The following is a 13,082-nucleotide window of genomic DNA, read 5'->3' as shown; positions in this document are numbered from 1 at the left end:
TCCGCGGACAGGGCGTTCCGGCTGCCGCCGGGCGGGCGGTTCACGGCTGGGGTCCAGTGCCGGGTTCGCACCGGCTTCCCCCTGTACGGGCATGATGACGACCTGCCCACTCTACCGGCCCGTAGGGTCCGCCCCCGGGGCGGCAGACCGCTCGCGTCGTCCGGAGGGAGCAGCGCGCGGGGGGCTCTCGGGCACGACGGCGCTGTACGGGAGCAGGGCGAGCGCCGACTCCGTACGCGACCGGGTCCCCCGGCGGGAGTGCGGGCGTCCGGCCCCTGGCGGGCCTGCGCCCGCCCCGGTCACACGGCGACGTACGCCGCCGGGGTGCTGCCCGCCACCGCCTCCGCGCGGCCGAGTTTCACCAGGCGGCGCAGATGCGATTCGGCCTCGGAGACGGCGATCGACCGCGAGCCGTGCGGGATCTGCTCCCAGGGCCGGTTCCACTCCATCCGCTCGGCCAGCTCCCACGGGGTCAGCGGCGAGGAGAGCAGGGCGAGCAGCCCGGCGAGCCGCTCCTCGTGGTGGACCAGCAGCTCCGCCACCCGCCCGCCCGCATCGGTGAACGCGTGCTGGTGCGCGGGCAGCACCTCGGCCACGCCCAGCCGCCCGATCCGCTCCAGCGAGGCGAGGTAGTCCCCCAGGGGATCGGTGACGGCGGTGTCGTCGGGGTCCTCGTACAACCCGATGTGCGGGCTGATCCCGGGCAGCAAATGGTCCCCGGAGAACAGCCGCCCGTGCCCCGGCAGGTTCGCCGGATGGTCCTCCTCCAGATGGAGGCAGACATGGCCGGGGGTGTGGCCGGGGGTCCAGACGGCCCGCAGCCGTCGCCCGGCGAGGTCGAGCAGTTCGCCCGGCACGATCTCGCGGTCCGGCAGGGCGGCGCGCAGCCCCGGCAGGGTGCGCGGCCGGCCGCTGCCACGGGCGGCGAGCAGCGGGGCGAGGTGCTCCTCGGGCGCGCCGACCGCGGCGAGCTTCCGGGTGAGGTAGTCGAGCCAGGCGCCGGGTTCGGCCTCCCGGGTGCGCCGGACGATCGCGGTGTCCGCCTCGTGCATGGCGATCCAGGCCCCGGACGCCTCGCGGACCCGGCCGGAGAGCCCGTGGTGGTCGGGGTGGTGGTGCGTGATGACGATGCCGTGGATCCGGGTGACGTCGGTCCCGAGCGCGGTGAGCCCGGCCGTGAGCGTGTCCCAGGAGGTCGGGTCGTCCCAGCCGGTGTCGACGAGGACGGGGCCCCGGTCGGTGTCGACGAGGTGGACCAAGGTGTGGCCGAGGGCGTTGTCCGGGATGGGGACCTTGATGCTGTGGACGCCTCCGCCGTGGTCGGTCACCTGCGTCGAGTGCGTCACCTGCGTCATGGGCTTCCCATCTCTGCTCGGCGGCGTGCGCTGAGCCCACTGTAACGAGAACTCGTTCCAGTGGTAGCCCGGGTCTACTGCTTTCTCGGTCTTCCCGGGCCCTCGGAACGGTCCGCGCCGTGGACTCCTGGAACAGGAACTGGTATCAGTTCTGACGAACAGTCAGTTACGGTGCGCGGGTTCGCGGGAGGCGACGGCCATGACGGAACTCAACGAGCTGGTGGAACACGGACAGCTGTTCATCGGCGGGGAGTTCACCGACCCGCTCGGCGGCGACGTCATCGAGGTGATCTCCCCGCACACCGAACAGGTCATCGGCCGTGTGCCGCACGCCTCCGAGGCCGATGTCGACCGGGCGGTCGCCGCCGCCCGCCGCGCCTTCGACGAGGGCCCTTGGCCCCGGATGACGCCGGCCGAGCGGATCGCGGTGATCACCCGGATCAAGGACGCCTTCGCCGTACGCCACGAGGAGTTCGCGCGCCTGATCAGCGCCCAGAACGGCACCCCGTACAGCGCGAGCGTCATGGTGCAGGCGCTCGCCGCGATGATGGTCTGGGACTCGGCGATCACGGTGGCGGGTACGTTCCCCTACGAGGAGCGGCGCGACGGAGTCCTCGGCCCGCTGCTGGTGCGCCGCGAACCGGTCGGCGTGGTGGCGGCCGTCGTGCCGTGGAACGTCCCCCAGTTCACGGCCGCCGCCAAACTGGCCCCCGCCCTGCTCGCCGGCTGCACGGCCGTCCTGAAGGTCTCCCCGGAAACCCCCCTGGACGCATACGTGTTGGCGGAGATAGCGGCGGAGGCGGGCCTGCCGCCCGGGGTCCTCTCCATCCTCCCCGCCGACCGCGAGGTCAGCGAGTACCTGGTGGGCCACAAGGACGTCGACAAGGTCTCCTTCACCGGCTCGGTCGCCGCCGGCCGCCGCGTGATGGAGGTCGCCTCCCGCAACCTCACCCGCGTCACCCTCGAACTGGGCGGCAAGTCGGCGGCGGTGATCCTGCCGGACGCGGACCTGGAGGCGGCGGTCGCGGGCATCGTCCCCTTCGCCTGGATGATCAACGGCCAGGCGTGCGTGGCCCAGACGCGCATCCTGGCCCCGCGCTCCCGCTACGACGAGATCGCGGAGGCGTTCGCGGCGGCGGCCGGAGCCCTGCGCGTGGGCGACCCCCTGGACCCGACCACCGAACTGGGCCCCCTGGTGGCCCGCCGCCAGCAACAACGCTCCCTGGACTACATCCGCCTGGGCCAGGAGGAGGGCGCCAAGATCCTCACCGGCGGCAACCGCCCGCCCGCCCAGGAACGCGGCTGGTACGTGGAGCCGACGCTCTTCGGCTCGGTCGACAACTCCATGCGCATCGCCCGCGAGGAGATCTTCGGCCCGGTGATCTGCCTGATCCCGTACGGCGACGAGGCCGAGGCCGTCCGCATCGCCGACGACTCCCCGTACGGCCTCAGCGGCAGCGTCTGGACGGCGGACACCGAACGCGGCATCGACGTCGCCCGCCGCGTCCGCACCGGCACGTACAGCGTGAACACCTTCAGCCTGGACATGCTCGGCCCGTTCGGCGGCTACAAGAACTCCGGCCTGGGCCGCGAGTTCGGCCCCGAGGGCTACGGCGAGTTCTTCGAGCACAAGATGATCCACCTGCCGGCCGGCTACCGGGAGGCGTGATGGGCGACCGCTGGCACGTGGAGGTCGACCGGTCCCTCTGCATCGGCTCCGGCATGTGCGTGAACCACGCCCCGGACGCCTTCCGCCTGGACACCGCCCGCCAGTCCCGCCCCCTGGCCGAGGACCGCGACGCTGCCGAACAGATCCTCACGGCGGCGGAGGGCTGCCCGGTGGAGGCGATCACGCTGACGCTGGCGGAGTCGGGTGAGGTGGTGTTCCCGCCGGAGGAGTAGACGAGGGTTCTCGCCGATTCCGGTCGGCACGGACGCCAGGAGGTCCTTTCGCCGCTTCCGGTCGGCACGGCCGAAGGCGCCGCATCCGGGAGCTGCGGCGCCTTCGACCGGCGGTCGGACCGGCCGCCGGAAGCGGCCGGTGCGACCCGGTCGGCGTGCGGAGCGGTGCGACGGCGTTCCGGCGCACCGGACTTCGGGGACGGTCAGACGACCTTGAGCGTCTTGGGCCAGCTCTTGGAGACCTTGGTGAACAGGCTCTTGATGTGTGCGGGCTTCAGCTTGATGCAGCCCTCGGACTTGTAGTCGTGGTTGCCCTCCCAGCGGTACGGGGAGTCCTTGCCGTCCTTGCGGCCCTGCTTGCCGTTCTTCTTCATCTCGCTATGGATGAAGAGTTCGGTGCGCTTGGTCCCCTTGCTGCACTTCTTGTCCTGGAGCTTGATGACGTAGCCCTTGATCTTCTTGTTGTAGTTCTCCTTGTGGAACTCGATCTTGTACGAGCCGTTGGGGAGCCAACCCGCGTTGGACTTGCAGGAGTTCGTCGAGCCGTTGCCGGAGCCGGCTCGCCACGTGGCGACGGCCTTCTTCTTGCCCACCGGCATCAGGTGGAGCCTGGAGTCGCTGGGGTTCTTCTGGTTCTTCACGAACTTGAGGTAGTACTTGGGCGACTTCGCCTTGCCCTTGGCGGCGAACGACGACGCCGCTTCGGCCGGCTGGGCGGCGGGCCGCGCGGCGGCGGGCGGGGCGGTGGCCACGGTGACGCCCGTGCTCAGCAGTGCGACGGCGAGGGCGGCCGGTACGAAGCGGGTGCGCAAGGTCTGACTGTTCATGGAGCGAGTCCCCGTTCTGCTCAGGCTGATGGGCGGCGCGGTCTGGACGCCGTCCCCTGCTGCCCAGACATTGCCCGTCCCGCCGGCCCGGCGTCCACGGGAATCGGCGGGACGGGAATATGCGGGACGCCGACCGCCCTGACCTGCGGCTGCGCCACTCCCGAAGAAGCCGCGCCGGGACGTCCCGGCCCTGGGACGGGACGCCCGTGAGCCGTACGGCCGTCAGCCTCGCCCCGGCTCCGCCGTCCGCCTCGCCCCGGTTCCGCCGTCAGCCCCGCCCCGGCTCCGCCGTCAGGTCGATCAGGCGGCAGACCGTCTCGATGTCGATCTTCACCTGGGCGATCGAGGCCCGGCCCGACAGCCAGGTGATCAGCGCCGAGTGCCAGGTGTGCTCGATGACCCGGACCGCCGACAGCTGCTTCGGTGTCGGGTGCTCCAGGCCCATCGCGTCCAGGATGATCGTCGTGGTGAGCCGGGAGACCGTGTCCACCTCGGGGCTCACACTGCGGTCCGCGAAGGTCAGGGCGCGGACCATGGCGTCCGCGAGGTGCGGTTCGCGCTGGAGGGCGCGGAAGGCGCGCATCAGGGTCTCCGCGACCCGCCGCGCCGCGTCGTCCCCGGCCGGCGGTCGCTTGCGGAGCGTGGTGTGCAGGTGCTGGAGCTGGTCCTGCATGGTGGCGACCAGCAGATGGATCTTGGAGGGGAAGTAGCGGTAGAGGGTGCCCAGCGCGACCCCGGCCGCCTCGGCCACCTCACGCATCTGCACCGCCTCGAAACCGCCCCGGCTGGCGAGCTGGGCGCTGGCGTGCAGGATGCGGCGGCGACGGGCCTCCTGCCGCTCGGTCAGCGGCGGCGCCGCCGGTCTGGCGTCCGCGGTCATGCTGTCCCCATCCGCGATCGGTGAGTGGTCATGCCGTCCCCGTCCCCGTCACACGAGCCGTGGTCCGTGATCCGCGAGGCGCGGTCCCTGGTCCCCGGTCCGTGATCCGTGGCCTTGATCCCGTACCCGGAGGCGAAGGATCCCGCACCCGGGCAGACGAAGCGATGCGTCCGGGCGCGCACAGCATGCCAGGGCGTCCGTCGTGGCGCGAATCACCTGATCCGGCCGTCACGCCGACGCTACCTGCCGGTAGATTCGATGCACGTTGAACGATCAAGTCTGAAACTTGTTCTAGATTAGCGCGACCGGTTACGCTCCGGCGAACACGCAGTCAGAAGGGGGCCGAGTGTGACCGCTGAGGCCATAGAGACGGGCCCCCGCACGGGCGGCGACAGCTCCTCCGCCGGGGCCGGCGACCGGCCGCTGCGCATCGCGCTCCTCACGTACAAGGGCAACCCGTTCTGCGGTGGCCAGGGCGTCTACGTCCGCCACCTCGGCCGCGAGCTCGCGCGGCTGGGCCACAGCGTCGAAGTGATCGGCGCGCAGCCCTACCCGGTGCTCGACGAGGGCGTTGCGCTCACCGAGCTGCCGAGCCTGGACCTCTACCGGCAGCCCGACCCGTTCCGCACGCCGAAGCGGGGCGAGTACCGGGACTGGATCGACCTGGCCGAGGTCGCCACCATGTGGACCGGCGGCTTCCCCGAACCGCTCACCTTCAGCCTCCGCGCCCGCCGCCATCTCCTGGCCCGGCGCGGCGAGTTCGACGTCGTCCACGACAACCAGACCCTCGGATACGGGCTCCTCGGCGACCTCGGGGCCCCGCTCGTGACGACGATCCACCACCCCATCACCGTGGACCGCAGGCTCGACCTGGAGGCGGCGACGAGCCGCCGTCGGCGTGCCTCCGTACGCCGCTGGTACGCCTTCACCCGGATGCAGAAGCGGGTCGCCCGCAAGCTGCCCGCCGTCCTCACCGTCTCCGGCTCATCCCGCGACGAGATCGTCGAGGACCTCGGCGTACGCGCGGACCGGATCAGCGTCGTCCACATCGGCGCGGACACCGACCTGTGGTCGCCCGACCCCTCCGTCGCCGAGGTGCCCGGCCGCATCGTCACCACCTCCAGCGCCGACGTCCCGCTCAAGGGCCTGGTCCACCTCGTGGAAGCGCTCGCCAAGCTCCGGACGGAGAACCCCGCCGCCCACCTCGTCGTCGTCGGCAGGCGCGCGGAGGACGGGCCGGTCGCCCGGGCCATAGAGCGGTACGGGCTCGTGGACGCCGTCGAGTTCGTCAAGGGCATCAGCGACGCCGAGCTGGTCGACCTCGTGCGCAGCGCCCAGGTCTCCTGCGTGCCGTCGCTGTACGAGGGGTTCTCGCTGCCCGCCGCCGAGGCGATGGCCACCGGCACGCCCCTGGTCGCCACCACCGGCGGAGCGATCCCCGAGGTCTCCGGGCGCGACGGCGAGAGTTGCCTCGCCGTGCAGCCCGGCGATGCGGACGCGCTGGCCGGGGCGCTCGCCCGGCTGCTGGCCGACCCGGAGCTCCGGGCCCGGCTCGGCGCGGCGGGCCGCGAGCGGGTGCTCGCCCGCTTCACCTGGGCCAGGGCGGCCGCCGGAACGGCCGAGCTGTACCGTCAGGCGATCGCCGCCCGCGGAGCCCGCAGGTGACTGCGGCCCCGCTCCCCGGAACCCGTACCTCCGATTCCTCCGACCTCGAAGGCAGGCCCTCGTGCTGACCGTCGACTTCACCCGCTTCCCGCTCGCCGCAGGCGACCGAGTGCTCGACCTGGGCTGCGGTGCCGGCCGGCATGCCTTCGAGTGCTACCGGCGCGGCGCACAGGTGGTCGCCCTCGACCGGAACGCGGAGGAGATCCGCGAGGTCGCCAAGTGGTTCGCCGCGATGAAGGAGGCCGGGGAGGCCCCCGAGGGCGCCACCGCCACCGCGATGGAGGGCGACGCGCTCAACCTGCCGTTCCCCGACGACTCCTTCGACGTCGTGATCATCTCCGAGGTCATGGAGCACATCCCGGACGACAAGGGCGTCCTCGCCGAGATGGTCCGGGTGCTCAGGCCGGGCGGCCGGATCGCCATCACCGTCCCGCGTTACGGCCCCGAGAAGGTCTGCTGGACCCTCTCCGACGCCTACCACGAGGTCGAGGGCGGCCACATCCGCATCTACAAGGCCGACCAGCTCCTGGCCCGCATCCGCGAGGCCGGGCTCAAGCCGTACGGCACCCACCACGCCCACGCGCTGCACTCGCCGTACTGGTGGCTGAAGTGCGCGTTCGGCGTGGACAACGACCGTGCGCTGCCGGTGCGGGCCTACCACAAGCTGCTGGTCTGGGACATCATGAAGAAGCCGCTGGCCACCCGCGTCGCCGAGCAGCTCCTCAACCCGGTCGTCGGCAAGAGCTTCGTCGCCTACGCCACCAAGCCGCACCTTCCGAAGGCCGAGGCGTGAGCACTCCCGAACAGACCGAGCACCTCGTCCTGCCCGGGGTCCTGACCGCGGCCGAGGCCGCCGAGACGGTCGCCGCACTCGCCGCCGTACAGCGCGAGGACGGGGCGCTGCCCTGGTTCCGGGGCCACCACCTGGACCCGTGGGACCACACCGAGGCCGCGATGGCGCTGGACGCGGCCGGCGAGCACGAGGCCGCCGAGCGCGCCTACGACTGGCTGGCCCGCCACCAGAACGGGGACGGTTCCTGGTACGCCGCCTACCACGACGGCGACCCGGGGCAGCCCACCGACCTCAGCCGTGAGACCAACTTCTGCGCCTACGTGGCGGTCGGCGTCTGGCACCACTACCTCGCCACCGGCGACGACGCGTTCGTCGACCGGATGTGGCCCACGGTCTTCGCCGCGATCGAGTTCGTGCTCCGGCTCCAGCAGCCCGGCGGGCAGATCGGCTGGAAGCGGGAGGCGGACGGCACACCGGTGCACGACGCCCTGCTGACCGGCTCCTCCTCCGTCCACCAGGCGCTGCGCTGTGCGCTGGCCATCGCGGAGCGCCGCGAAGAGCCGCAGCCCGACTGGGAGTTGGCGACCGGGTCGCTGGCCCACGCGATCCGCGAGCACCCCGAGCGCTTCCTCGACAAGGACCGCTACTCGATGGACTGGTACTACCCGGTCCTCGGCGGCGCGATCACCGGAGCCGAGGCCACCGCCCGCATCCAGGAGGGCTGGGACCGCTTCGTCGTACCCGGCCTCGGGGTGCGCTGCGTACTGCCCAACCCCTGGGTGACCGGCGGCGAGAGCTGCGAACTCGCCCTCGCCCTCTGGATGACGGGGGAGTCGGACCGGGCCCTGGAGATCCTCCAGTCCATCCAACACCTGCGCGCCGAGGGCGGTTTGTACTGGACGGGGTACGTCTTCGAGGGCAACCGGGCCTTCTGGCCCGAGGAGCTCACCACCTGGACGGCGGGCTCCCTGCTGCTGGCGGTGGCCGCGCTCGGGGGGGACGAGGCGACCACCGCGGTCTTCGGCGGCGAGCGGCTGCCGGTCGGCCTGGAGCCGGACTGCTGCCGCTGAACCGGCCCTGGGGGCGGGCCGGTTCAGCCCCGGAAACGGGTCCGACTCAGCGGCGGACCCGGCCCGCGATCGCGTGCCCGATGAATAGATAGACCAGGGCCGCCAGACCGTATCCGGCCACGACCCGCGCCCACGCCGCGTCGAAGGTGAACAGGTCGTAGGACCAGCCCGCCAGCCAGGTGGCCGCGTCGTGCACCCACTGCACGAAGTCGTTGCCCCGGTTGGCGTCCAGCAGGTACATCAGGATCCAGAGAATGATGATGAAGGCCAGGATGTCGGCCACCACGGCGATGATCCTCGCCGCTGAACTGCTGCCTGAACGGGTTCTGGGAGACATGGACCTCTGGTTGCCGCTTTACGCAGGGTGAAACCCGGAGGGGCTGTGGCGGGTTGCGACTCGGTGGGGGAGGCGGGGAACAAAAAGGATGCGCCCCCCTCCCGCGCCGCGATTAGGGTGCCGCGCATGACGCTTCTTTCTCACGACCGTTACTGCGACGAGATCCTGGCCCAGACCGATGCCCTGCGCGCGGTGGTGAAAGGCGCGGACCTGACCGCGACCGTCCCTTCCTGTCCCGACTGGAATCTGCGGCAGCTCGCCGTGCACGTCGGCGGCGCGCATCGCTGGGTCGGGGAGATCGTCCGGACCCGTTCCGCCGACGACGTCCCCGAGGACAAGGCGCCCGGGGCGGCCGGGCCCGAGGGCGACGATCCCGCCGCGCTGGACGCCTGGCTCGCCGAAGGCGCGGCCGCCACCGTCGCCGCGTTGCGGGAGGCGGGGCCGGACGCCGAGGTGTGGACATGGGCGTGGGAGCGGCGTACCGCGTTCTGGGCGCGGCGCATGACGCACGAGACGGCGGTGCACCGGGCGGACGCGGCGCTCGCCGCGCGGGTTCCGTACACGCTCGCCCCCGAGATGGCCGCCGACACCATCGACGAGTGGCTGCGCATCGTCTCCTTCGCGCAGGAGGGCGGCGATCCGGAGGCGGCCGAACTCCGGGGCGGCGGGCGCTCGTTGCACCTGCACGCCACCGACGTACCCGGGGCGGAGTGGCTGATCGAGTTCGGTGGGGACCGCTTCACCTGGCGGCACGCGCACGGGAAGGCGACGGTCGCCCTGCGCGGCCCGTTGACCGACCTGATGCTCGTCTTCAACCGCCGGCTCGACCCCACCAGCGAGCGGGTGGAGGTGCTGGGCGACGCCGAGCTGCTGGACTTCTGGCTGGACCGGTCGTCCTTCGGCTGAGCGGTGCCCGGCCCGCCTGACCCCGGCCTGCCGGACCCCGGCCTGCCGGACCCCGCCCCGGCGGACCCCGTCAAGGTCCGCCGGAAAGGCCCTAGTTGTTCAGCTCCGCCAGGACCCGCAGCGTGTGCGGGTCCCGGGCGGTGACCAGCAGGTCCGTCACCGGTCCCTTGCGCCACTCCGCCAGCTTCTCCGCGATCCGGGTGCGCGGGCCGACGAGGGAGATCTCGTCGGCGAACGCGTCGGGCACCGCGCGTACCGCCTCCTCCTTGCGGCCCCGGAGGAACAGGTCCTGGATGCGCCGGGCCTCCTCCTCGAACCCCATCCGGGCCATCAGGTCCGCGTGGAAGTTGCGGGCAGCGTGCCCCATCCCGCCGATGTAGAAGCCGAGCATCGCCTTGACCGGCCACAGCCCCTCCGCCACGTCCTCGCAGACCTGGGCCCGGGCCATCGGCGCGACCATGAACCCGTCCCGGAGCCCGGCGAGCGAGTCCTCGTAGACGTGGGTGCGCCTCGGGGACCAGTACAGCGGCAGCCAGCCGTCCGCGATCCGGGTCGTCTGGGCGATGTTCTTCGGCCCCTCCGCACCCAGCAGTACGGGGAGCGAGGACCGCAGCGGGTGGGTGATCGGCTTCAGCGGTCTGCCGAGGCCGGTGGCGTCCGGGCCGGTGTACGGGTGGGAGTGGAAGCGTCCCGCCATCTCCACGGGAGCCTGGCGGGCCAGTACCTGGCGGATCACCTCGACGTACTCGCGGGTCGCCGTCAGCGGGCTCTTCGGGAACGGCCGCCCGTACCACCCCTCCACCACCTGCGGGCCGGACAGGCCGAGGCCGAGGAGCAGCCGGCCGCCCGAGAGGTGGTCCAGGGTCAGCGCGTGCATCGCCGTCGCGGTCGGCGAACGGGCCGCCATCTGCGCGATGCCCGTGCCCAGCCGGATACGGGAGGTGTGCGCGGCGATCCAGGTCAGCGGGGTGAACGCGTCCGAGCCCCACGCCTCCGCCGTCCACACCGAGTCGTAGCCGAGCCGCTCCGCCTCCTGGGCGAGGGCGAGATGGCCGGGGTCCGGGCCGCGGCCCCAGTATCCGAGTGCGAGTCCGAGACGCATTCCGTTGCCTCCGGCCGTATATGACGATCCGTCAGGTGGTTGGGGTGCGCGAGGACTGTACGACAACGGCCCCCCGCCCGGAAGGGCGAGGGGCCGCTGTGCGCGTGAGGTGCGGGTCAGCCGCGCTGGATGCCCGTGGTGTCCTGGAGCACACCGCGACGGCCGTCCTGGGTCTGGGCGATGAGGCCCTCGCCGCGCTGCTCGACCGCGAGGTACCAGGTGCCCGGCGCCAGCTCGGCGATCGGGTTCGGCGCACCGTCCTCGCCGTACAGCGGACGGGCCACCGGCACGGCGAACCAGAACGGGGTGAAGTCGCCCGCCGGAGCCGCGCCGCCCTGCGGGGCGGCCTGCTGGGCCTGGGCGGCCTGCGCCTGAGCGGGGTCGGTCTGACCCGGCTGGCCGGTCTGCGCGCCCGGGTAGCCGTAGCCCTGGCTGGGCTGGGCGCCGTAGGGCTGCTGCTGCGCGCCGGGGTAGCCGTAGCCCTGGCCGGGCTGGCCGCCGTACGGCGGCTGTACGGCCTGCGCCGGGCTCGGTGCGCCGATGAGCGGGGCCTTGAGCGCGGGCACCAGCGGGCTCGCGACCGCGCCGGCGGCGAGCACGATGGTCCCCAGCAGGCCGAGGATCAGGCCCGCGCCGGCGTCACCGCCGTCGATGATCGTCCAGAAGGCGGTCCACAGGGCGAAGACGGTGAGCGCGACCCCGAACTGGCCGACGTCCAGCCCGGCGACCTTGCGGCCGGGCGTCAGACGGCCGACGATCACCAGCGCCGCACCGATGATGCCACCGAGGTAGACGCTCATCAGGAGCCCGAGCAGGTCCCAGGCGTTCGGGCTGTTGAGGCGGGAACAGTCCAGGCCGTTGCTGCCGCAGTCGTAGCTGTAGAGGCTGAGGAAAGAGGCGATGAACAGCACGACCGCTGCTCCGATCACCACGCCGTCGCCTCGAGTGAGGGAGCGGATATTCACGTGAAGGTCCTTAGTCGGTCGTCTCGTCGGTGCGGTCGTCGCTACCGCCGGTGCGGCGGGGTACGGCACGAAGCTCGGGGGTGGCTCCCCATCGTACGGATGAATCTATCGTCTGACCGGGCGGGTTGCGCCCCGGCCCGGGACTTGCACGGTTATCCCCCCAATATCCCCGCAGGTCTACCCCTTCAGGAAGCCGGCGATGCCGTCCGCCATGCCGTGGGCCGCTTTCTGCCGCCAACTCGCGCTGGTGAGCAGGGCCGCGTCCTTCGGATCACGCATATTGCCGCATTCCACGAAGACTTTGGGCACGGTCGACAGATTCAGTCCGCCGAGATCGTCACGGGTGTCCAGCCCGGTGCCGCCGCCGATGTAATCGGCGGGTGCGCTTTGGGTGGCGCGGACGAAGTTTCCCGCGATCCGCGCCCCGAGATCGGCCGAACTCTTCACGATCTTCGAGGTGTCCGCCCCGCCGCCCTTCACCGGGGCGGGCAGGATCACATGGAAGCCCCGGTTGCCCACCGCCGACCCGTCCGCGTGTACGGAGACCACCGCGTCGGCCTTCGCCTCGTTGCCGATCCGGGCCCGCTCGTCGATGCAGGGCCCGAACGGCCGGTCGTCATCGTGCGTCAGCAGGACCCGGGCTCCCTGCGCCTCCAGCAACTTCCGCAGCCGATACGAGACATCGAGGGTGAAAGCAGCCTCCGCATAACCGGCTTCCGTGGACGTACCGGTCGTATCGCACTCCTTGCGCCCGGTGCCGATGTCGACCTGGCGGTTGATCTCCTCGGTGTGCTCGCGGTTACGGGGGTTGTGACCCGGGTCGATCACCACAGTCCGGCCGGTCAGCGGGCCCCGGGGCAGCGGCCCGGTGGGGGAGGGGGCCTCGCTGGGGTCGGCGCCCGGAGCGGGGGGCGTCGCGGAGGCGGTGTCTCCGCGCGGCCGGGGCGAGGCCGCGCCGGCTCCGTCCGTCGTGTCCGGGCCGCCGCCGCATCCGGCGACGGTCAGGCAGAGCGCGGCCAGCGCGGCGGCCACCAGGAGGGGCCGGGCGCGGCGGTTGGGGGGAACGCTGTCGTCGTACGGCACGCGGCGATGCTATCCGGGCGGGTCCGGGACGCCGGTACGCTGCCGGCGCGGGTCAGATCCCCGGGCCGTACGGGACGTCGTCACGCCGCCCGCGCGGGTGAGAGCCCTGGGCCGTACGGGACGTCGTCACGCCGCCCGCGCGGGTGAGAGCCCTGGGCCGTACGGGACGTCGTCACGCTGCCGGTGCGGCTCAGATC

Annotated in this window: 13 protein-coding genes; 6 read left to right on the top strand and 7 right to left on the bottom strand. The window is 72.2% G+C overall.

The genetic code is table 11. The features are described 5' to 3' along the window. Positions 1–299: 299 nt before the first annotated feature. On the bottom strand, positions 300–1,355 hold the full coding sequence (locus tag ACLJPL_RS01580; RefSeq protein ID WP_411078811.1) for an MBL fold metallo-hydrolase: 1,056 nt from the start codon (positions 1,353–1,355) through the stop codon (positions 300–302). A 199-nt stretch (positions 1,356–1,554) separates the two neighbouring features. Here ACLJPL_RS01580 and ACLJPL_RS01575 point away from each other — a divergent pair, with 199 nt between their 5' ends. Then, complete coding sequence (locus tag ACLJPL_RS01575) at positions 1,555–3,024, top strand: aldehyde dehydrogenase (RefSeq protein WP_411078810.1); 1,470 nt, start codon at positions 1,555–1,557, stop codon at positions 3,022–3,024. Beyond that, positions 3,024–3,257, top strand: coding sequence for a ferredoxin (locus ACLJPL_RS01570; protein ID WP_411078809.1), 234 nt, complete (start codon positions 3,024–3,026; stop codon positions 3,255–3,257). The genes ACLJPL_RS01575 and ACLJPL_RS01570 overlap by 1 nt, the downstream gene beginning before the upstream one ends. A gap of 203 nt (positions 3,258–3,460) precedes the next feature. Here the strand turns inward: ACLJPL_RS01570 and ACLJPL_RS01565 are convergent, their stop codons facing one another. Both ACLJPL_RS01565 and ACLJPL_RS01560 read right to left on the bottom strand, forming a co-directional pair. Then, positions 3,461–4,084: a L,D-transpeptidase family protein gene (locus tag ACLJPL_RS01565; RefSeq protein WP_411078808.1), complete on the bottom strand. Its 624-nt coding sequence runs from the start codon at positions 4,082–4,084 to the stop codon at positions 3,461–3,463. 268 nt (positions 4,085–4,352) lie between these two features. Continuing rightward, positions 4,353–4,964: a TetR family transcriptional regulator gene (locus ACLJPL_RS01560; RefSeq protein WP_411078807.1), complete on the bottom strand. Its 612-nt coding sequence runs from the start codon at positions 4,962–4,964 to the stop codon at positions 4,353–4,355. 348 nt (positions 4,965–5,312) lie between these two features. On the opposite strand from ACLJPL_RS01560, the gene ACLJPL_RS01555 reads away from it, so the two are divergent. The 3 genes from ACLJPL_RS01555 to ACLJPL_RS01545 all read left to right on the top strand — a co-directional run bounded on the left by ACLJPL_RS01555 (position 5,313) and on the right by ACLJPL_RS01545 (position 8,492). Beyond that, on the top strand, positions 5,313–6,629 hold the full coding sequence (locus ACLJPL_RS01555; protein WP_411078806.1) for a glycosyltransferase family 4 protein: 1,317 nt from the start codon (positions 5,313–5,315) through the stop codon (positions 6,627–6,629). A 61-nt stretch (positions 6,630–6,690) separates the two neighbouring features. After that, on the top strand, positions 6,691–7,422 hold the full coding sequence (locus tag ACLJPL_RS01550) for a class I SAM-dependent methyltransferase (protein ID WP_403905615.1): 732 nt from the start codon (positions 6,691–6,693) through the stop codon (positions 7,420–7,422). Further along, positions 7,419–8,492 (top strand): prenyltransferase, encoded by a 1,074-nt coding sequence (locus ACLJPL_RS01545; protein WP_411078805.1) that lies wholly within the window; start codon positions 7,419–7,421, stop codon positions 8,490–8,492. The genes ACLJPL_RS01550 and ACLJPL_RS01545 overlap by 4 nt, the downstream gene beginning before the upstream one ends. Before the next feature lie 46 nt (positions 8,493–8,538). Here ACLJPL_RS01545 and ACLJPL_RS01540 read toward each other — a convergent pair whose 3' ends face one another. After that, complete coding sequence (locus ACLJPL_RS01540) at positions 8,539–8,829, bottom strand: hypothetical protein (protein ID WP_411078804.1); 291 nt, start codon at positions 8,827–8,829, stop codon at positions 8,539–8,541. A 126-nt stretch (positions 8,830–8,955) separates the two neighbouring features. Here ACLJPL_RS01540 and ACLJPL_RS01535 point away from each other — a divergent pair, with 126 nt between their 5' ends. Further along, positions 8,956–9,735: a maleylpyruvate isomerase family mycothiol-dependent enzyme gene (locus ACLJPL_RS01535; protein ID WP_411078803.1), complete on the top strand. Its 780-nt coding sequence runs from the start codon at positions 8,956–8,958 to the stop codon at positions 9,733–9,735. 91 nt (positions 9,736–9,826) lie between these two features. Here ACLJPL_RS01535 and ACLJPL_RS01530 read toward each other — a convergent pair whose 3' ends face one another. The 3 genes from ACLJPL_RS01530 to ACLJPL_RS01520 all read right to left on the bottom strand — a co-directional run bounded on the left by ACLJPL_RS01530 (position 9,827) and on the right by ACLJPL_RS01520 (position 12,885). Beyond that, positions 9,827–10,837 (bottom strand): LLM class F420-dependent oxidoreductase, encoded by a 1,011-nt coding sequence (locus tag ACLJPL_RS01530; protein ID WP_411078802.1) that lies wholly within the window; start codon positions 10,835–10,837, stop codon positions 9,827–9,829. A 116-nt stretch (positions 10,838–10,953) separates the two neighbouring features. Further along, on the bottom strand, positions 10,954–11,769 hold the full coding sequence (locus ACLJPL_RS01525; protein WP_411078801.1) for a hypothetical protein: 816 nt from the start codon (positions 11,767–11,769) through the stop codon (positions 10,954–10,956). A gap of 210 nt (positions 11,770–11,979) precedes the next feature. Beyond that, on the bottom strand, positions 11,980–12,885 hold the full coding sequence (locus ACLJPL_RS01520) for an N-acetylmuramoyl-L-alanine amidase (RefSeq protein WP_411078800.1): 906 nt from the start codon (positions 12,883–12,885) through the stop codon (positions 11,980–11,982). Positions 12,886–13,082: the final 197 nt, after the last annotated feature.

Origin of the sequence: Streptomyces sp. cmx-18-6 (assembly GCF_046548915.1) — a bacterium.
GTDB lineage: Bacteria > Actinomycetota > Actinomycetes > Streptomycetales > Streptomycetaceae > Streptomyces.
This window is presented reverse-complemented; position numbering and strand designations above follow the sequence as displayed.

Excerpts from the sequence above, each read along its gene's own strand:
- ACLJPL_RS01580 (WP_411078811.1), bottom strand. The coding sequence starts at position 1,355 with ATGACGCAGGTGACGCACTCGACGCAGGTGACCGACCACGGCGGAGGC.
- ACLJPL_RS01575 (WP_411078810.1), top strand. The coding sequence starts at position 1,555 with ATGACGGAACTCAACGAGCTGGTGGAACACGGACAGCTGTTCATCGGC.
- ACLJPL_RS01570 (WP_411078809.1), top strand. The coding sequence starts at position 3,024 with ATGGGCGACCGCTGGCACGTGGAGGTCGACCGGTCCCTCTGCATCGGC.
- ACLJPL_RS01565 (WP_411078808.1), bottom strand. The coding sequence starts at position 4,084 with ATGAACAGTCAGACCTTGCGCACCCGCTTCGTACCGGCCGCCCTCGCC.
- ACLJPL_RS01560 (WP_411078807.1), bottom strand. The coding sequence starts at position 4,964 with ATGACCGCGGACGCCAGACCGGCGGCGCCGCCGCTGACCGAGCGGCAG.
- ACLJPL_RS01540 (WP_411078804.1), bottom strand. The coding sequence starts at position 8,829 with ATGTCTCCCAGAACCCGTTCAGGCAGCAGTTCAGCGGCGAGGATCATC.
- ACLJPL_RS01535 (WP_411078803.1), top strand. The coding sequence starts at position 8,956 with ATGACGCTTCTTTCTCACGACCGTTACTGCGACGAGATCCTGGCCCAG.
- ACLJPL_RS01530 (WP_411078802.1), bottom strand. The coding sequence starts at position 10,837 with ATGCGTCTCGGACTCGCACTCGGATACTGGGGCCGCGGCCCGGACCCC.